This window comes from Streptosporangium vulgare (genome assembly GCF_042428775.1).
Taxonomy (GTDB): Bacteria; Actinomycetota; Actinomycetes; order Streptosporangiales; family Streptosporangiaceae; genus Streptosporangium; species Streptosporangium vulgare.
Genome location: NZ_JBHMBS010000031.1, coordinates 15208 through 33047, shown reverse-complemented (window position 1 = coordinate 33047; position 17840 = coordinate 15208). Strand labels below are relative to the sequence as shown.

At 66.5% G+C, this 17840-nt stretch carries 21 protein-coding genes; 19 read left to right on the top strand and 2 right to left on the bottom strand.

Annotated elements, in window-relative coordinates; genetic code table 11:
- Positions 1-27 precede the first annotated feature (27 nt).
- The 18 genes from ACFFRH_RS37540 to ACFFRH_RS37455 all read left to right on the top strand — a co-directional run bounded on the left by ACFFRH_RS37540 (position 28) and on the right by ACFFRH_RS37455 (position 14862).
- Positions 28-363 carry a hypothetical protein gene (locus ACFFRH_RS37540; protein WP_386162302.1) on the top strand — a complete coding sequence of 112 codons (336 nt, stop codon included), beginning with the start codon at positions 28-30 and terminating at the stop codon, positions 361-363.
- Positions 364-577: 214 nt separating this feature from the next.
- A complete protein-coding gene (locus ACFFRH_RS37535) occupies positions 578-4513 on the top strand; it encodes a hypothetical protein (RefSeq protein WP_344747092.1) in 3936 nt (1311 codons plus the stop codon).
- A gap of 41 nt (positions 4514-4554) precedes the next feature.
- Positions 4555-4803 carry a hypothetical protein gene (locus ACFFRH_RS37530; protein ID WP_344747093.1) on the top strand — a complete coding sequence of 83 codons (249 nt, stop codon included), beginning with the start codon at positions 4555-4557 and terminating at the stop codon, positions 4801-4803.
- 12 nt (positions 4804-4815) lie between these two features.
- Positions 4816-5289: a hypothetical protein gene (locus tag ACFFRH_RS37525; RefSeq protein ID WP_344747095.1), complete on the top strand. Its 474-nt coding sequence runs from the start codon at positions 4816-4818 to the stop codon at positions 5287-5289.
- Positions 5290-5352: 63 nt separating this feature from the next.
- Positions 5353-5838 carry a hypothetical protein gene (locus ACFFRH_RS37520; protein WP_344747096.1) on the top strand — a complete coding sequence of 162 codons (486 nt, stop codon included), beginning with the start codon at positions 5353-5355 and terminating at the stop codon, positions 5836-5838.
- On the top strand, positions 5825-6505 hold the full coding sequence (locus tag ACFFRH_RS37515; RefSeq protein WP_386162299.1) for a hypothetical protein: 681 nt from the start codon (positions 5825-5827) through the stop codon (positions 6503-6505). The genes ACFFRH_RS37520 and ACFFRH_RS37515 overlap by 14 nt, the downstream gene beginning before the upstream one ends.
- 14 nt (positions 6506-6519) lie before the next feature.
- Positions 6520-7596: a phage distal tail protein gene (locus tag ACFFRH_RS37510; RefSeq protein ID WP_344747098.1), complete on the top strand. Its 1077-nt coding sequence runs from the start codon at positions 6520-6522 to the stop codon at positions 7594-7596.
- Between the two features lie 19 nt (positions 7597-7615).
- On the top strand, positions 7616-9415 hold the full coding sequence (locus tag ACFFRH_RS37505) for a hypothetical protein (RefSeq protein ID WP_344747099.1): 1800 nt from the start codon (positions 7616-7618) through the stop codon (positions 9413-9415).
- Positions 9412-9810, top strand: coding sequence for a hypothetical protein (locus ACFFRH_RS37500; RefSeq protein ID WP_344747100.1), 399 nt, complete (start codon positions 9412-9414; stop codon positions 9808-9810). The genes ACFFRH_RS37505 and ACFFRH_RS37500 overlap by 4 nt, the downstream gene beginning before the upstream one ends.
- Positions 9811-9823: 13 nt before the next feature.
- Positions 9824-9949, top strand: a complete 126-nt coding sequence (locus ACFFRH_RS37495) for a hypothetical protein (RefSeq protein ID WP_386162296.1) — start codon at positions 9824-9826, stop codon at positions 9947-9949.
- A gap of 488 nt (positions 9950-10437) precedes the next feature.
- Positions 10438-10944, top strand: coding sequence for a DUF3496 domain-containing protein (locus ACFFRH_RS37490; protein WP_344747101.1), 507 nt, complete (start codon positions 10438-10440; stop codon positions 10942-10944).
- Complete coding sequence (locus ACFFRH_RS37485) at positions 10941-11750, top strand: peptidoglycan recognition protein family protein (protein ID WP_344747102.1); 810 nt, start codon at positions 10941-10943, stop codon at positions 11748-11750. The genes ACFFRH_RS37490 and ACFFRH_RS37485 overlap by 4 nt, the downstream gene beginning before the upstream one ends.
- Positions 11751-11951: 201 nt before the next feature.
- On the top strand, positions 11952-12206 hold the full coding sequence (locus ACFFRH_RS37480) for a hypothetical protein (RefSeq protein WP_344747103.1): 255 nt from the start codon (positions 11952-11954) through the stop codon (positions 12204-12206).
- A gap of 23 nt (positions 12207-12229) precedes the next feature.
- Entirely contained in the window at positions 12230-12553 is a 324-nt protein-coding gene (locus ACFFRH_RS37475; protein ID WP_344747104.1) for a hypothetical protein, read from the top strand.
- A gap of 432 nt (positions 12554-12985) precedes the next feature.
- Positions 12986-13348: a hypothetical protein gene (locus ACFFRH_RS37470; RefSeq protein WP_344747105.1), complete on the top strand. Its 363-nt coding sequence runs from the start codon at positions 12986-12988 to the stop codon at positions 13346-13348.
- Positions 13348-13587 (top strand): hypothetical protein, encoded by a 240-nt coding sequence (locus ACFFRH_RS37465; protein WP_344747106.1) that lies wholly within the window; start codon positions 13348-13350, stop codon positions 13585-13587. The genes ACFFRH_RS37470 and ACFFRH_RS37465 overlap by 1 nt, the downstream gene beginning before the upstream one ends.
- A 277-nt stretch (positions 13588-13864) precedes the next feature.
- A complete protein-coding gene (locus tag ACFFRH_RS37460; protein ID WP_386162292.1) occupies positions 13865-14449 on the top strand; it encodes a hypothetical protein in 585 nt (194 codons plus the stop codon).
- A 134-nt stretch (positions 14450-14583) separates the two neighbouring features.
- Positions 14584-14862: a DUF8825 domain-containing protein gene (locus ACFFRH_RS37455; RefSeq protein WP_344747107.1), complete on the top strand. Its 279-nt coding sequence runs from the start codon at positions 14584-14586 to the stop codon at positions 14860-14862.
- Positions 14863-14927: 65 nt separating this feature from the next.
- On the opposite strand, the gene ACFFRH_RS37450 is transcribed toward ACFFRH_RS37455, so the two are convergent.
- Entirely contained in the window at positions 14928-15821 is an 894-nt protein-coding gene (locus ACFFRH_RS37450) for a phosphotransferase family protein (RefSeq protein ID WP_344747108.1), read from the bottom strand.
- Positions 15778-16260, bottom strand: a complete 483-nt coding sequence (locus ACFFRH_RS37445; RefSeq protein WP_344747109.1) for a glycine-rich domain-containing protein — start codon at positions 16258-16260, stop codon at positions 15778-15780. Before ACFFRH_RS37445 ends, ACFFRH_RS37450 begins: the two co-directional genes overlap by 44 nt.
- Before the next feature lie 168 nt (positions 16261-16428).
- On the opposite strand from ACFFRH_RS37445, the gene ACFFRH_RS37440 reads away from it, so the two are divergent.
- Complete coding sequence (locus ACFFRH_RS37440; protein ID WP_386162289.1) at positions 16429-17805, top strand: helix-turn-helix domain-containing protein; 1377 nt, start codon at positions 16429-16431, stop codon at positions 17803-17805.
- Positions 17806-17840: the final 35 nt, after the last annotated feature.

The following is a 17840-nucleotide window of genomic DNA, read 5'->3' as shown; positions in this document are numbered from 1 at the left end:
CACGAGTGGGGTGTCCCACGCTCTGAAGTGCTCGGCCGTCAGGCCGTGGCGACGACGGAGTATGTGTATGAGGACGGGCAGCTTGTTCGTACCGTCACCACGTGGGAGCCCCGCTGGCTGGAGGAGGACGTCGGCTGGGCGAAGGCGTACCTGCGGTGGAAAGCCGGGCAGTGTCCTGGCTGTGGCCTGCAGTTAAGCGAGACCACAGCCATGGAGGACGGTACCCCAGTTCACCGGTACCGGGTGCCGGACCCGTTCCGGTGTTATGCGTGTGATGCCCGCATCAAGGCGCAAGATGAGCACTCCAAGAAGGGCTCGGTGCGGGAGCAGGCGCTGCTGTGGCAGATCGAGCAGGATGCCTAGCTCTTCTTGCGCGTGGCCAGTTTGACGCCGAGATAGACCGCGGCGACGACCGCGATGAACAGGATCAGGCCGATCAGCATCTGTGTGGGGCCGATGTTGGGCATGTCGAAGGTCTCCTTTAGCTGGCTGAGATCCCCCGATCCGCTCGTGATGATGACACGTTCCAACGCCGCATCTGCTCTGAATGGCCCAATTTGTGATCTGAGCGGTGGAGGTGAGTCCCATCGCGGATCGCAGCGTCAGCGTGAATTTGCGGGCCAGAGTGTCTGGGTTTGTCGCCGGGATGGGGCAAGCGAAGAAGGAAACAACGGATCTCGGCCGACGAATGACCGAGACCGGCGCGTCCGCGGACCGGCTGCGTCAGCGGCTGGAGGCTGCGACTCGCGCCCTACCGAAGATCGAAATCGACGCCGACTCAAGCCCCGCCGAGATTAAGTTCGCGCAGCTCCGCGCCCAGTTGGAGGCGCTGGCGGATAAGAAGATCGGCATTGACGTCAACGCCGACGCCGCGCGGGCCGAAATCGCACAGATCGAACAAGAACTGTCGGAACTCCAGCGCAATGAAACCAACATCGACGTCAAGGCGGACATCGGCACCGCCCTGTCGGAGTTGCGGTCACTCGACGGAGAGATCAGCCGAGTCGATGGCCGGACGGCGCACGTCAATGTCAACGCCGACGTCGGTGGCGCGTTGGCGAGTATCGCCCTGGTGGGGGCCGCTCTGGCGGCTCTGCCTGCGGTAACGACCATCGCGGTCGGTGTGACCGCCCTGGGGTCTGCGTTCGCTGCAGCAGGTATTGGAGCTGCCGCTTTCGGCGCGGTCGCGGTACCTAGCCTGACGAGAGTCAACGAAGCGCTGAAAGCGCAGGAAACCGCCGCTAAGGCGGCGGGCGGCGCAACCGGCGGGGCTGGCCAGTCCGCGGCTCAGGCAGCCCAGCAGGCGCTCCAACTGGAGCAGGCAGAAAAGCGCCTGAAGGACGCCCAGAACGACGAGCGCCAAGCACAGATGGATCTGACCAGGGCCCGCGAAGATGGCCGGCGAGCCCTCGAAGACATGAACTTCAGCCTGGACCGGTCGATCCTCTCCCAGAAAGACGCAGCTCTTGCGGTGAAGGAAGCCGCAGCCCGGCTGGCGGAAGTCAACGCGGATCCGGAGTCGTCCGACCTGGAACGCGAACGAGCCGCCCTGTCGTACGAGCAGGCGTTGCAGCGCGTCGAGGAGCAGGAAGTCAAGACCGCGCGGGCCAAGAAGGACACCGCCGCGGCGAACAAAGCCGGCGTTGAGGGCACGAAGGAGTACCAGCGCGGACTGGACGACCTGAAGTCCGCCCAGGACAAGGTCGCGCAGGCCGAAGCCCAGCTCAAGCAGTTGCATCTCCAGCAGGCCGCGGCCATGCAGTCTGGCGGCGGAGCAGCCGGCGGGCTCAAGGATGCCTTCGCGGACCTGTCGAAGCAGGAAAAAGAACTCGCCAAGGACATCAAGCACTTCAAGGACGAGTACGTCGCGTGGCAGAAGAGTGTCCAGCCGGACGTTCTGCCTGTCATCTCCCAAGGTCTTGGCCTGATGGAGCAGACGCTGCCGAAGCTGACACCGCTGGTGAAAAGCTCCTCGGCTGCTTTCTCGACCTTGTTGACGGACGCAGAGGCCGCTCTCGCTGGACCGTTCTGGAACGAATTCCTGTTCAACGTCAACACGCAAATCCCGACTGCGATCATCGGTTTGGGACGTTCCTTCGGCAACGTCACAACAGGTGTAGCGGGGATAATCGACGCGTTCCTGCCGTTCACGCCGACAGTCGTAGGTGGGGTTGAGGACGCGACGAAGGCGTTTTCCGAGTGGGGGCAGGAACTCAAGAACTCTCCCGAGTTTCACGAGTTCATCTTGTTCGTGAAGGAAAACGCGCCCGACGTGTGGGAGCTGATCAAGAACCTAGCGTCAGCGCTGGTCAACGTCGGCGAGGCGGTCGTGCCACTCGGCATCGGCTCCATGGCCGGCCTTAACCTGCTGGCGCAGATCGTCGCCGGAATGGATCCGCAGCACATCCAGCTCATCGCTTTGGCGATTGTGGCGATCAAGACCGCGCAGGCCGGGCTCGGGATCGCGTCGTTCTTCACTGAAATGCCCGGAAAGCTCGACAAGATGCGCGATGGATTCGATCGGGTCAAGGGCAAGGCCAGCGACTTCGGTGGCGCTGTCGCTGGCCTTGCTGGCGGGCTGGGTGGACTGGCTGGCGTCGTCGGTGGGGCTGCCCTTGTTGGCGGGCTGCTGATCCTGGAATCGCGACTCGCGGACAACGCAAAAGCGGCGGCGGAGTACCAGCAGAAGATTTCCGCCGTGGCGGGCGGCAACATCGATGCGGAGATCGCTGCGCTGACAAAAGCCATCGCTGACCAGCGGGCTCAGATCGGTTTCGCGATCTTCGACACGATCTACTTCAGCGACGCCCAGCGTGAGGCGGCCGACAAGGTCGAGTCGCTGGAGAGTCGCCTGGGCGAGCTGAAGCACCAGAAAGAGCTGGACGCAATCGCGTCCAAGGCTGCTGGCGACGCGGCGGGAGAGCACGGCAAGAAGGTTGGTGAACTCAACACCGCGCTTGACACGTTCGCCGGGAAAACCGACGCCTACCAGGCCATACGCAACATGGAGCAGGCGTACAAGGACACGGCTTCGGCGCTGCAGGCGAGCAACGGCAAGTTGTCGGTCAACAAGACCATGACTGACGAGCAGCGGGATGCGGTCATCGCCGCCCGCGAGAAGTTCTCTGGCTACATTCAGTCGATCAAGGATGCAGCGGACGGCGCGGCAACCTTGAGCGGCAAGACCAGCGACGGAACCAGGGCGGTGCTGGAGCAACTGCCGAAGCTGGGCGAGTTGGCGGGCAAGAGCGGGGAGGCTAAGGCTCAGATCCTGCTGCTCGCGCAGGCTTACGGCATCTCCGCGACGGACGCCCAAAAAGCGATGAAGGGCGGCAAGGATCTTAAGGAGGTCCTCGCTGACTTGAAGAGTAAGTCCATCAAGATCGATATGGATACCAAGCAAGCCCAGGCGAACTTGGACAACATCCGGCGAACTTTGATCGACATCGCCCGGCGAACCGACTTGCGCCTCAAGGGCGGCTTGAATCCGACCTCGGCACTCGGTAACGCGTGGGGCGGCATCCAGCACCGCAGCGGCTCCCGCCCGGACTACATGGCCTCAGGCGGCATCCGCTCGGTGGGGGCGAACCCTGCGGCGATGATCGCGAAGTCTCCGGCGTTGATTTCCGGCAGGTCAGGCACCGATGTCGTGTTTGGTGAGGCTGGCTGGGAAGCGTTCATCCCGCTCGACAGCAGCAAACGAGACCGGGGCTTGCAGATCCTTTCCGAGGCCGCATCAATCATGGGGATGGCGGTGGTAGCAGAAAAGACCGCTATCAGTGGTGCTGCTTCCGGAGCCTCAGGCGGAGGGTCGTACACGGGCGCACCTGGCGGGGCCATGGTCACCGTGACCGGTGTGGAGGCTCTGCGATCTGCGCTGACCACGACCACCGTTGGGCTCACCGACTCTCTCGGCGCCGCCACGACCACACTGGATGCGGCTCTGGGTGAGGCCGGCACGCTGACGGGTGCCGTCGATGGTCTCGGCCAAGCCGCGACCGGGTGGGGTGAGGTCATCGCCGAGGAGGTGCCGCCGCTGACGGAGGCGGTGACCCTGCTTGGGGATGCCATCTCTGCTGCGGCGTCTGGTGACTCCAAGGGGTCAACGGGCTCGAAGGGCGACGAACGGTCTCCCCGCGGAGGGTCGGGTAACTCCAAGGGCAACACCGGGTCCAAGGGAGACGAACGCTCCCCCCGCGACGCAGCAGCGAAGAAGCAGGCGGAGCCGAAGAAGACCGCGATCCTGGGGGCTGCGTCCGGCACAGCCGGTGTGGCCCTGTCTGGCGGCGCTACGAACTGGTCTCAGGTATCGAGGCCGGTCCAGTCGTACGGCAGCAGCGGCGGCGGGTCGTCGTCTACGGCGAGCAGCAGCCCCGCCCCGGCAGGAGGATCCGCCGGCCAAGGGGCGTCGGCGGTTCCGGCGGTGGCGTTCTACGGGGCCACGATCCGTTCTGAGGCGGACATTCCGGTGCTGGCGGCTCAGATCTCCATGAGGCGCCGCGGGCGCGGCTGAAACCGCCTCCCACATCCATCTAGATAGGAGGCGGTTTCGCCATGCCCTATGACTCGAAGATCCACGGCACGTACGGCGCGTATCTGCGCGGCGGGCAGCCGCTCGGCGGGCGAGGCCCGGACGTCATCACTCAGGAGCCGACCTGGCACACCCGCGACCAGGTCCACGAGGAACGGCGCGAGGACGGCTCCCGCATCCAAGCCCGCCAAGACCAGCTCGGCAACGTCGTCACCCGGGAAACCACCCCTGGCGGAGTCGAGCGCCAGCACGTCCACATCATCCTCAGATAAGGAGACCGTGCTGTGGCTTTGCAGGACGGCTGGTTCAGCGATACCTACATCAAGGCGTTCGCCAACGACATCGCTCTCGACTTGAGCGACACCACCCCGGGTGCTTTCAAGGGCGCCCTGTTCACCTCTTCAGTCGCCTCCGGGACGATCGACTTCGACCAGTCCAACCCCGCGTACAACAGCAGTCCGTTCGCGTCGAACGAGACCAGCGGGCCGGGCTACACGGCGGGCGGGACGGACATCACCGTCACCTCGTGGGCGGTGCTGGTCGGGTCGGCGAACAAGGTCGGGTGGAAGCTGTCTGACCTGTCGTGGACGTCCACCACGATCACCACATCGGGGCTGCTCATCTACGTGCCGGGCCTGTCGAATCGGGCTGTTCTGTACCGCTACTTCGGCCAGGACTACCCCACCAACGACGGTGACGTGGAAATTTCGTGGGCGGCTGATGGCGCGACCCGATTCAAGCTCCGCCCTGCTGCCTGACCACTGATTCGACCTTCCACCCTCGCCTGAGTGCGGGGGTTTTGTCATGTAAGGAGGCCGATCGTGGCCAAGGCTGGATACAGCGTCGTCACCGGCGGAGCCGTCGCCCTGACCGGCGGAACCGCTAAGACCGTGCTCGGCGTGAAGTCTCACGCGAACTTCGGGCTGGACCTGCTGCGGGTGTGGTGGGGGTTCGTTGACACCGTCGCCACCGAGGCGCCTGTGACGTGTGAGCTGTGCTACTGCACGTGGGTCACGAACAGCCCCGGCACCGCCAGCACCACCCTGTCAGCACCCGCCATTACCCAGGTGTACGGGCGGACCATCACGCCGGGGTTCACGGCGGCGAAGAACTGGACGACCGAGCCGACCGTGCTGACCCCGATCACGGAGGTGCCGCTCACCCCGAACGGTGGCCTGGTGCTGCACGACGGGTCGCTCGGTATGACGCCGGACTGCGACCTCGCGCATGGGTTCGCACTGAGGTTCACGGCGGCTTCCGGCGCGGACACCAGCGTCAGGGCCACTATGTGGGTTGAGCGCTGCTGAGATGGCGACTCCGACTCTGGTGGGGACGGTCACAAGCGCCGTTTCCTCCTCCACCTCCTACTCCTGCAACAAGCCCACCGGTGTGTCCGCGGGGCATCTGCTGCTGGCGTTGCAGTGGTCAGCGGGGACGATCGGCGCGGTGACCTCCGGCGGATGGGCGCAACTACAGGCCCAAAGCGGCGGCGCGACATCTCGTGTGACCTGGCTCGGCGCTGGCGGCAGCGAACCGGGCTCCTACACGTTCACGCAGACCGCACAGCCCGGCGGCGCCATCATCATCGCGGTCGCAGGCGCATCGCTCGCGGAGCCAGTATCGGCCTCGTCGAGCACCGCTGTTGGTTCAGCGGTGTCGACTCCCTCGGTGACTCCGTTCGGCGTCGATGACCTGGAGGTACGTTTCGCGGTCGCACTCAACTCCGGGCAAGCCTTCACCCCGGCGGCCGGATTCACCGAGCAGGCGGATGTCGCCGACGGCGGGGAGGGCGGCGCGATGTGCGCCACCCGCGTCCTGTCGTCCGGATCGGCAACCGGGACACACACCTTCGCAACCTCGGGCACGCCGTCGGCACCGCACGGCTACACCATCGCCATCACGGAGGCGCCCTCCGGTCGGCCCCGCATCGTCGTCGCCACCTTCGCTGCCCGTAACCGCGCCGCATCCTGGTAAAAAGGGGGTAGCGGGTGGCCCGCGCCGGACGTAGTTATCCCAACCGCCCGATCGTCGTTAAGGGCCGCTACTACCGCGCCGCTGACCTGGTCTTAGACCCGTTTGAAGTCGAAGCTGAATGGCCTGCACTGACGGTGGTCACGCCGTCGGCGCAAGTTCTGCTCGGCCCATTCGAGGTCGAAGCCGAGTGGCCACCGGTCACCCTCTTCTACGGGCAAAGCCTGTCTCTCGCCCCCTTCGAGGTCGAAGCTGAGTGGCCTGAGATCACGGTGTCCACACCGATCCGGCCCGGCGACTCGATCACCCAGGCTGGCCAAGTTGAGTGGAACGGCACCTTGTGGGGGCCGGGTACGGACGTCGCGGTGCTCATCCCCATCGAGGGGTGGCGCAGCACTCCGACGATCGACAACCTCAACGTGTCCAAGCCATCTGCCCACGGCGCATGGAACGCGAGGAAACTCGCGCAGCAGCGGCTCGTCACGATCCGCCTGCAACCCAACTCCGCATCCGACCCCGACATGATCGACGACCTCCTCGACGAGATCGACGCGGTCACCGGCATCGCCGACGACGACACACCATTGCCGCTGGTCGTGCGACTGCGAGGCGCCCCTCAACTGGCGTTCGGGCAGATCATCGACCGGGACCCGGACATCGGCGGCGACTACAACGCGGGCGTGCCGACCGTCACGATCCTCATCGCGTGCGGAGACGCCCGCCGGTACGGCATCGACCGGACGGGCGTGTCCATCCCGGTCGGCGGCACCGTGCAGGTCATCAACGCCGGCAACACCGGGACGCACCCGATCATCCGCATCCCGGGCCCGGTCGTAAATCCGACGCTCGTCAACGCCGCGACCGGCCGCATCCTCGGCTTCGCGACGACCGTGGAAGCTGGCGAACAGCTAGAGATCGACACCGACAAGGGCAACGCCACCGTGAACGGCGACTCCATCATGTCGACCCTCACCGGCGCCTCCGCACCCGTGCCCGGGTGGGTCATCAAGGCCGGCACCAACGCCATCACCTACACCGCGAGCAGTGGCGGCGACTCCCCGCTGACCCTCCTGTACCGGGACGCCTGGATCTAAGCCGAGGGGCGGGTGACTGGTGACCGCCTCCTACCGTTCCTCAACCTCCGCCGCCGGTGTCGACAACACCCTGCAAGTGACCCGCCCGCCCGGCACCACGGCCGGCGACCAGATCCTCGCGATCCATTTCAGCTTCAACACGACCCTCTCGGCGATGACCGCCCCGTCTGGGTGGGCGTCTGCAGGGAGCCGGGGCACAGGTCTGATCACGGTGAGGGTGTGGCGCAAAACCGCCACCGCCACCGAGTCCGGCTCCTACTCGTTCGGGCAGGACAACCACGGCGCCATCCACGTCGTGTGCCTGCGGGACGCCTCAACGGCCGTGAATGTGGCGATCACCGAGGGCGTTGCTCTCACCGCAGCCACACCCGGGGTCGCGCCGGCCGACGCCTCCGCGGTAGAGATCCGCGCGGCGGCCGTCTATACGTTCCCGACCACGATCACTGGCTGGTCTGGGCCGTCGGGGTACACGCTGCGCGGGCAGGTGCAGTCAGCGAATGTGCTTTCGTCGGCGGCGGCGACCCGGCAAACCAACTCCTCGGTGAGCAGTGGTGAGCAGCAGTTCAGCGAGACGCCTGCCGCTTTCCACGAGTTCATCGGCGTGTCCATCAGCGTCGGCTCCGGCTCCACCATCCCTGACACGGAACCGCCTCCGCCGTTCACGCCTGGCGTTGGTGAATCGCAGTACCGGTACAAGTTCCACCGGCTCCGCGACGGCCATTACCTGGGTGACCTGCCCCTGGTCAACGTCAATTTTGACAAGAGGATTCTGCAACCCGGAACTTTCAGCGCGACAATCCCGATCCCAGACCGGGACGTCGGCGCCCTCGTCAAGGAGATCATCCCCGAGGACGAAACCGTGCTCGATCGGGGCCCGGGTGTGATCACCTGCCAGATTCTCCGAGGTGGGGAGTACTGGGGCGAGTACTGGATCACCGGGGCCACACCGACCCGTAGCGGGCAGGGCACTCCGACGATCGCGTTGAGAGGGTCGACGCTGGACGCTTACTTCTTGCAGGTTGAGCTGCAGGAGACGCTGCCGACGTTCGCGGCCTACGACCAGATCGACATCGCCCGCGAACTCCTGAACCACATGCAAAGCCAGCCGTACGCGAACTTGGGCCTGGTGCTGCAGGGCGGCGTGTCTGGGGTGGAGCGGGACCGCACCTACAACGCGGATGAGGCCACGTACGGGCAGCGCCTGACCGAGCTGGCGCAGGTCGATGGCGGCTTCGAGTGGGCGATCAACATTCTGTCCGGTCCTGCCGGCCTGGAGCGCCACTGGGTGTGGGGCATGCCCCTCGGCGTCCAGGACCCCGCGCCGCACGTCTTCTCCGACGACCCGCATGGCGGCATCATCACCGGCTGGTCTGAGCAGATCGACGCCCTCCGAGGAGCCACCCGGTGGCGGGCCCGCGGCGACCGCATCTCCACGGACGCCTCCACCTCCTCGACGCCCCTGATCTCGGCCGCGGCTGAGGCGACCGCGCACCTGGAGGCGGGGTGGCCGCGGCTGGACCGCACCATCACCTACTCGTCCGTCACGGAGATGGGGACGTTGGAGGACTACGCGGCGTACTGGGCGGCGGTCGCCGCTGGCGCGCTCCGCGTCGACGCAGTCACCCTGACACTCGGCGCCGAACCGAGCTTCAGCATGAACTCGCTGGGCGACACCGCCCGCCTGTACTTCGACAACGAATGGCACACCCCGCACTGGCGGACACGGCGGATCATCGGCATCGGCATTACGCCGACCAGCCGAAACGACGGCAAAGAAACCGCGGAGCTCGTTTTGGAAGGGCAGGAGGTCGCCCCTTGAACCGGTTCCCCGCTGACGACGAGGGTGACTTCTCTGACCTGCGGACCGCGGTGGACGAGATCCAAGCGCTCCTGCGGACACGGGCGCCGCTCATCGAGGCGAGCCGCGGCTGGATTCTCCGCCAGATGAGCCAGCCGAGCATCCCGCCCAGCGGGGACGTCCACATCTACGCCTCCGGCGGCCGGTTGCGTGCGTTGTCGACGTTGGATGATGTGCCGCTCGTCAATCGCCAAGGTGCGGCGGTGGCGATCGCCGCGAACATGACGTCCGGCACGATCGCGGGCTCACCAACGATGGCGCAGTACAACGCCCTGTACAACGACGTCGTCGAAGTGCGGGCTCAGCTCAACGCGCTGATCAACAGTTTGCGCGCGGGCACCGTCATCCTCACCTAACCCGGAGGTGCCTGTGCGTACAGCTCTGGCTTTCCCCGAGGACCCGTACGAACACCTCCGCGGGGACATTGCCATGGTCCGAGCGCAGCTGAACGCGCTTATCGGCGCGCTCCGCGCCGAGGACGTCGTCGAGTCCTGAATCACCCATCTTGCCCCTCCGCAGGAAGGCTTCGCTGTGCCCAATCGCCCCACATGGTTGTGCAGGATCCGACATCGGGTCGGGGTCCGCGGTGAGTTCCTGCTCGCGCTGGCGCTTGTGGATATCGGCCAGTGCTACCGGCTGATGTTCCCGTCGGCTGAGACGTTGGCGTCGCCGACCAACCAGTCCCTCGCGTCATGGATGCCTCTGCCGGTGTGGGGTGCGGTGTGGGGAGTTGTTGGCCTGCTCTGCTTGGTGCAAGCGTTCATGGCTTCTGACCGGATTGCGTTCGCTGCGGCGTCGTTCCTGAAGGTCGGGTGGGCGCTCGCGAACCTCGCTGTGTGCGCGTGGGGGGTGTCACAGGCGTGGTGGTCAGTCGTGATTTGGTTGGTGTTCGCGCGGATTGTGCACGTTTTTGCGAAAGTCCCCGAGCAGCCTGACCCGGCTGCTTCTCCTACTCCTACTGGTGGTGCTCCCTGAACGCGTTCATGCTGCTGATCAAGCCTACGGAGTGGGCTCCGGGGGACACGGTCGCTATCGCAGTGGCGGTGGTGGCGCTGATCAGCGCAGTAGCGACAGGTGTCCTCGCGGGCCGGGCTTCGGTGAAGGCCAACAAGGTGACTGCGGAGTCCGCGGAGCGGGTCGCGGAGCAGAACGCGGCAGCGGACCGGGCCAAGGTCGAGTCCGAGGCGTTCGCCAGGGCGAAAGAGATTTACGATCACGCGATCAACGAGTTGCGTGAGGAACTCGAACGGGTCCGCACCCAGCATGAGCGGACACAGGAGCAGCTCGACAAGATCTCGGAAAAGCTCCTGTCTGAGCGCAACGCCTCTCAAGAGATGCGTGACCAGCTGCATCGGGCGCAGCGGGAGATGGCTGAGATGTCGTCCCGGATCGAGTTCATGGAACGCATGATCACGAACCTGCGTCAGCAGATCCTCACCGCGGGCTTGGAGCCCGCAGAGCACATCATCCACCGAGGAGGCTCACCGTGAAGCTCGTCTCTCGCTCCGGATGGGGTGCCGCACCGCCGCGCGGCTCCTACGGAACAGTGTCATCAACCCGCGGGGTGAAGGTTCATTACACCGGCGGATACGTCAATCCGAGAATCGTGGACGACCACGCTATCTGCGTGAAGCTCGTCAAGTCGTTCCAGGCGATGCACATGTCGGGCGGCAGAGAGCAGCCGTACATGGATCTCGGCTACAACTTGGTCGGATGTCCGCACCGGCAGGTTTTCATGGGCCGCGGCCCAGGCCACATCCCCGCAGCGAACGGCGCTGGCCTGAACACCGCGCACTACGCGGTGCTGGGCCTGGTCGGCTCGTCAGGGTTCGTGACGCCGAACGATGATCTGCTGCACGCAATTCGGGACGGCATCGAGTACCTGCGGCAGAAGGGCGGCGCTGGCAGCGAGATCAAGGGACACCGGGATGGATTTTCTACGTCGTGCCCAGGTGGGCCTCTGTACGCGTGGGTGAAGCGCGGAGCCCCTCGCCCGAAGGACGACAGCACTCCTGTGAAGCCTGAACCCGTCAACCCTACGGAGGTCGCTGTGAAGAAGCTGCCCACCCTGCGAATCGGTGACGGCAAGGACGGCAAGGATCCGATTCGCTGGCACGTGAAGACCATGCATTATCTGCTGCTCGCGAGGGACTACGGCGGCCTGGACGGGCTGAACGACACGGTGTTCTCCGAGGAGCACGAGAACGGTGTGAAGGGACTACAGGACGCTGCTGGGATGAAGCCGACCGGTGTTGTGGATGACGCCACGTGGGCTTTGCTGCTCCGCGTCGCCTGAGCGTGGACGTCCTGCACGCTCTCGTGTGGCCGTACCTGGTCCGCGCCGCCGCCTTGTGGCCGGAGCCCGAACCACCCCCTGAGGACGACGAACCCACGCCGCCCCTGACGCCCTGAGCCTTCCGGCCGGGGCTTTTTTGATGCCCGGATCCGGGCGCCCAACTTCCCGCTACCTCAGCGGGCTGTCCCCCAGGAGGGGCGTATGCACGGAGAGTCCATCGCGGAGAAGCGGCCAGTCGAGCGGAAGGTCACGGCGGCGTCGGCTGGCTCGTATCTGAGCCTGCTGGCGGGGCTGACGGTCCTTCAGGCGGTCAACGCTGACCTGGACCTGATCGCGTTCCTGCCGGACCCGGTCGAGACGTTCGTCATTCCGCTGCTGCCCGGTCTGATCGCGTACGTGTCGGGTTTCTGGGCCAGGCACACCGCGCGCCCGGATCTGCCGATGTCGCAGCGGTAGACGCACGAAGGGAGGTGGGGCGGGTGCGGTTTTGGCGGCTCCTTCTCAACCTCAGGCAGGCCCTCGAAGACATCCACGAACGGCTGTCCCTCATCGAGCAGGCGCAGTCACGTCTCAACAGGAAGGTAGACAAGATCATGGGTAAGCAGGCAGATCTCGACGCCATCGTCGTCCGTATCGACAACGCTGTGGCTGGAATCCGCCAGGACATCGCCGACATCAAGGCGGCCAACCCTGAGGTGGACTTCTCCGCTCTGGAGGCGAAGGTGGGTGCTCTGGAGGGTCTGGACGCGGAGTACCCGGCGGTCCCGCCGCAGGAGCCGGAGACCCCGGTCGAGCCGCAGTAGGCTGGTCGTTGCTTCCTGTCGTCCTCCGGGACTGGCAGGGGTCGGGGTGGCGGCACGTCCGGGTTGATCACCGGAGGTAGGACCGTCTAAGCACACCCGAGGGGGCGCCGGGATTACCGTCCGGCGGCGTGAGCCGAGGTGCAGAGCTGGGCGGCCCGCCCATGGCCTAGCGGCGCCCCCACCTCCGACTGAATCTGTATCAAGTCGTAAAAGCCTGCGCGTCACGTCCATGGCTGCGTCGCCCTTGTTAGGCTGAGTGCAGTCCTTCGGCTTGGTCTTGAGGACACGGATGGGTATTTGTGAGGGCCTCTCGCTGTCACGGTGGAGCGTGGAGAGGTCGCAGGGGTCGGGTCGCCTTCGGGCCGCTCGGCCCCTTTTCAACTGCCAGCCTGGCGCGAAATAGCAGCAACTGGTTGTTGGGAGGATGAGGGTATGTGCCGCATCCATGGCCGCCGCTGCGAGGTCCCGTGGGGCTACGACCGGGACCACACCGACTCGGACCGCCCGTACACCCTGGACGAGTTGGCTGTCCGTGCGGAGTGCCCGCACTTCTACGCCTACCCAACCCCTGACGACTACCTCGCAGGGTGGAACCTCTGGCGGGCGCTCCGACGAGACGACCGACTGACCGGCGCTGAGGCGGACGTGAAGTTCCAGCTCGTCGTGGAGCGTATAAGCGAGGCGGATCCGCGTCTGAGCGATCTTCGCCGAACCATGCTGGACGCTGGGCTGGATCTCACCTGGGAGATCCACCTACCTCCACTGTCTGAGGTTGCCGACGGCGCGGAGGCGTGATGGCTCGCATGCTTGGCCGTCAGGTCTGGTACGGCGTGGCCTGCTCCTGCTGCAACGGGCCAAGGACGGTGAAGGCGGAGCGCCAGCGGGAGAAGCGGGCGCTGGCTCGTGAACTGCTGCCCGCTGGGAAGGTGCCGACGCTGTTGGGCGACTCCTCGGACTGCCGCCACGGATGCAACGGCGACTGTCTCACGGGCGGGTCCGAGGTGTGCAACTTCACCTGCCACGCCGAAGTTTGATCACCCCTCGCGTCAGCGATTTGAACTACTCAAACTCGCTGGTCCTCCATACTGGTGGTGGAGTCCTGAACGTGCGGCCATGCCGATCGGGGCTCCCTGTTCGCCCGCTTCTCCTCAGGGAGAAGCGGGCGTTCTTCGTTTAAAGACCGGACTCCGCACGCGTAAGCCGCATACGCGAATCGTGGCGACAAATGCCCATTGGCCCGGTCCAAAGAGCCCGATTCTGCCAATCTGGTGCAGCCGCGCCACGGCTATCTCATCCCTCCCTGGAGCTCACATGCGTCTCAGAACGCCTCTTGCGATTGCCGCGACCGCTGTGCTCGCGGTCGGCCTGTCCAGCGTCACCACCGCCTCAGCCGCGCAGACTGCGGCCCCCGGCGACGTCATCACCGCGTGCGTCCACAAGCAGACCCGCTACACCCGGATCGTTAACGCGAGCGCGAAGTGCAGGCCGACCGAAGGGCGCATCACCTGGGGCGGTCAGGGCCAGACCGCGGTGAACGGCCCCGGCCCGCAGGGAGAGCGCGGCCCGCAGGGCGCCAAGGGCGACACCGGCCCCCAAGGACCCCAGGGGGTTCCCGGTGCGCGCGGTCTGCGCGGCGTTCCCGGCGTCAAGGGAGCCCAGGGAGAGCCCGGCAAGCCCGGAGCGGACGGCAAGGACGGTGGACTTCCCGCCGTCTACGCCTACAAGGTCGGCCCTGTCTGGACCACCTGCAAGCTCCTGCCCGGGTACGCGATCGCTGCCTATGACTGCAAAGTGACGCAGGCGCCGCCGAAGGCCCCCACCCAGACGCCGACTCCCACTCCGACGCCGTCGTCCTCCTCAACCGGAGGGCAGGGCACCCCCACCCCGGCCCCGTAGCCCCGTACACGAAAGAGCCCCGCACTCCCACCCGGGAGTGCGGGGCTCTTTCGCGTTGTATGAGCGGGGCGTCGCAGAGATCGCCTTTCGCCCCTCGTAGGATCTCTCCGGCACCACGCACCCCGGGGGAGAACATGGCCGACTACGACTTTCCGCCCGACCTGCTGGACCTCCAGCGCGCTTACTGGAAGACGGACGAGGAGGTGCAACGGGTAACCGCTGCCCTGCCGTCCTCTCAAGAGGTCCTGGAGGGTGCGATGACGGACGAGCAGCGCGAGGAACTCACCGCCGCCCGCAGCGCCCGACTGGACGCGTTGGAGGCTCTGAACCGGCACCCTTGGTGGGAGCAGCCCGAGCAGCGGCGAGACCGGCACGCGGCATGGATGGCTCTCCAGAAGGCGGCCAAAGCCTGAGCATGCGGACGCCCCGCTCGTTCTCCTCGCGGAGAGCGGCGGGGCTTTTCTACTGTCTGTGAGGCTTAGTTGGTGCGGTACTCCACCCAAGCCCGGCAGGCCGCTGCGGTGCGCAACCGCTTCCCGCGTAGGTGCGCTGGTCCGACGTCGGCCATCCGGGTGGCGAACAGGGTGCGGGTGGCGGCCAGCGCGGTGACTACGTCCGGAGGCGCTGAGCTCCACGCGGGCACCCGGGCGGCGATGTCCTCAGCGTCGGCGGGGGTGTGGCCAGCATCGACCAGCCTCGGCACCAGCAGGGCCACGTCCACCCATGCGGCGCCTCGGCAGGCCATTGACCAGTCGACAACCTGGCACCGGCCTCCGTCGACGAGCAGGTTGCCTGCGTGCAGGTCCGCGTGCAGCAGGGTCGGCCCGTCGAGCTCGTCGAGGTCGAGGGCTTTGACGAGCGGCCCGTAGCGGCCGTACTCGGCCGGGGAGTCCTCCAGCAGCTCCTCGGCGTGCCGGAGCAGCGCGGTGACCTTGACCGTCGCGGACGGCGCCTCAGCCCACGGGCACGGCACGGAGAGGGCTGCGACCGCGTCCACCACAGCGGAGATGTCCGGGGAGCCGGGCGCCAGGTCCGCCTCGTGGCCGGGTGCGTGCTCGAAGACGAGTAGGTGCCAGCCGGCCACGTCCGCAGCCCACAGCAACCGCGGCGCAGGGATGCCTGCGGGGAGTGCCCGGTTGGCGGTGCGCTCGCGCAGCAGATGAGCGGCGACCGGAGCAGCGGCGGGGGCCGCCTTCACGAAGAAGACGGCCCCCTCAGCGGTGGTGATGCTCGCGGCGAGTCCAGAGGTCAGCCCAACCTCGGCCGACCGAATACCGACAACCGGGCCAGTCTGTTCCTCGACAGCCGCACGGGCAGGTTCGGGCAGGTCAACCCACTGCCGTCTTCTTGGGCGAATCGGTGCACCCCGCATAGCATTGATTGCATTTGCCTCCGCCGCCGCTGCTGCAGTCGGCCGAGGTCGGCCACACGACCGGGTCGACCCGGTAGCCGGCGGCCTCCATCGCCTTGATGGTATCGGCGAGGCTGTTGCCCGTCCCGGAGTCGGCGGGGTTGTCGTCGGGGTTGTGGTGGATGAACCGGCCCGCGATCCGCTGGCAGAACTCGGCGTACTCGGGGGTGTAGAGGATGAAGGTGTGCCATCCGATGTCGACGGTGTCGGACGGGCCGAGGCCGGCGCCGGGGTTGGCGGCGCAGGTGGCGAGGAACGCGAGCGCCTGCTCCATGATGATGTCGGCCTGGTGGGCGTGCTCGGGGTGGTCGACGGCGATCCGCGCGGTCAGCCGCACGAACAAGGCGGGGCTGATCAGGGTGCGGGGGGTGGTGGCGGCCCGGTCGAGGATGAGAGTCATGGGGGTCCTCCAGTCGGTGGTGCCGGGTGGTTTGCTCCATTCACAGTGGGTGCTGCGGAGGTGCGCGGTCATTGAGGGGCGGGGTCAATGACCCTCACATCTCTTCACGGTGAGTGGCGATTCAGTTACGGTTCATCTGTCGGGTTCGCGATCCGCGGAGGCGGCCTCATGGGGCAGATCACCAGGTCAAGGCGTGCACAGATCCAACGTGAAGCGACCGCTCTGCGTATGCGCGGGCAGCGCGACGGATGGCCGGCGGAGCAGATCGTCACCGCCATTCGCAGCGCCTGCCCGGAGGTGCTGCCGCTGGAGGCGTGGCGGCTGGCATTGGGCTGGTCCCGAGCCCAGACCGTCACCAAGGTCGGCGACCTCTACCTCGCCGACGGGCTGCGGCCAACCGCTCTGTCGGAGGCGATGCTGTGCCGGTACGAGCACGGGCAGGACCGGCCGGGACCGGAGTACACGGTGATGCTCGCTCGCGCCTACGGGGCCCGCCCGGATCAGCTCGGGTTGCAGATTCATGCGCAACGGTGCTGCGCGGCCTCTCCGACGCCATTGAGTGACGACGAAAGGGAAGATCCCATGCGACGCCGAACATTGATCACTGCGGCAGGACTGTCAGTCCCGCTACACCTGTTGCTGAGGCTCGAAGACGCACTCGCGGTGCCCGTCGAGTCCGGCCGGCCTGCGGCCCTCGCCGAGATCCAGCAGCGGCTACAGGTCGCGCGAGGCCAGTTCGATGTCAGTGCGCTAGCGCCTCTCCTTGGCGCGTTCCCGGCGCTGCTGTCGGCTGCTCTCGACACCGCTAAGCGGGTGGACACCCCGGCAGGGTGGGCGACGTTGGCGTCCTGCTACAACCTGGCCACCGACGCGTTGAACAAGGTGGGTCGCAAGGACACGGCGCTCCGCACCGCCGACCGGGGGGTGTTGTACGCGCAGCGGTCTGAGGATGCGGTGGCTCAGGGTGCTTCTGCTCGCGCGATGGGGATGATGTTGAGGACCAGCGGACGCCACGACGCAGCCACGAAGGTAGTAGAACGGGCCGCCGACACCCTGGCGGTCATGGGGCTACGCAAAGCACCTCACCTGGGCACCTACCTGCGGCTGATGTGCACCTCCGCCTACACCGCAAGCCAGGCAGGCGACCGACAGCAGGCGTTCACGCGGCTCGCGGACGCCGAGCGCGCCGCGGAACGCCTGACCGCGCTGACCGGCAAGACGGATGCCGAGTTGTTCGTGAAGATGTACGGGGTGAACCTCAACTACGCCCTGGGAGACGCAGGGGCAGCAGTGCGCGCGGGGCAGGAACTGCGGCCGGACATGTATAAGACGCCGGAGCGGCGCGGCCGGTACCACACCGACATGGCGCGAGCCTGGTGGCAGTGGGGGAAACCAGAAGAAACCGCGTATGCGCTGCTCGCGGCTCACAAGGAGGCGCCGAGCGAGGTACGGGACCGGCCCAAGATTCGGCAGATCGCCACCGATCTCACTACTATGCACCCGCGTGTCTCAGGGGTGCGAGAACTCGCAACCGCGCTGACGTGACGGCGGGTCCCGGCTCCCCTCGCCGGAGCCGGGAC

What these genes read in the sequence shown, in the direction of transcription:
- ACFFRH_RS37455 (WP_344747107.1), top strand. Translation starts at nt 14,584, where the DNA reads ATGGCCGACTACGACTTTCCGCCCGACCTGCTGGACCTCCAGCGCGCT.
- ACFFRH_RS37445 (WP_344747109.1), bottom strand. Translation starts at nt 16,260, where the DNA reads ATGACTCTCATCCTCGACCGGGCCGCCACCACCCCCCGCACCCTGATC.
- ACFFRH_RS37530 (WP_344747093.1), top strand. Translation starts at nt 4,555, where the DNA reads ATGCCCTATGACTCGAAGATCCACGGCACGTACGGCGCGTATCTGCGC.
- ACFFRH_RS37480 (WP_344747103.1), top strand. Translation starts at nt 11,952, where the DNA reads ATGCACGGAGAGTCCATCGCGGAGAAGCGGCCAGTCGAGCGGAAGGTC.
- ACFFRH_RS37470 (WP_344747105.1), top strand. Translation starts at nt 12,986, where the DNA reads ATGTGCCGCATCCATGGCCGCCGCTGCGAGGTCCCGTGGGGCTACGAC.
- ACFFRH_RS37440 (WP_386162289.1), top strand. Translation starts at nt 16,429, where the DNA reads ATGGGGCAGATCACCAGGTCAAGGCGTGCACAGATCCAACGTGAAGCG.
- ACFFRH_RS37490 (WP_344747101.1), top strand. Translation starts at nt 10,438, where the DNA reads ATGCTGCTGATCAAGCCTACGGAGTGGGCTCCGGGGGACACGGTCGCT.
- ACFFRH_RS37465 (WP_344747106.1), top strand. Translation starts at nt 13,348, where the DNA reads ATGGCTCGCATGCTTGGCCGTCAGGTCTGGTACGGCGTGGCCTGCTCC.
- ACFFRH_RS37450 (WP_344747108.1), bottom strand. Translation starts at nt 15,821, where the DNA reads ATGCGGGGTGCACCGATTCGCCCAAGAAGACGGCAGTGGGTTGACCTG.
- ACFFRH_RS37460 (WP_386162292.1), top strand. Translation starts at nt 13,865, where the DNA reads ATGCGTCTCAGAACGCCTCTTGCGATTGCCGCGACCGCTGTGCTCGCG.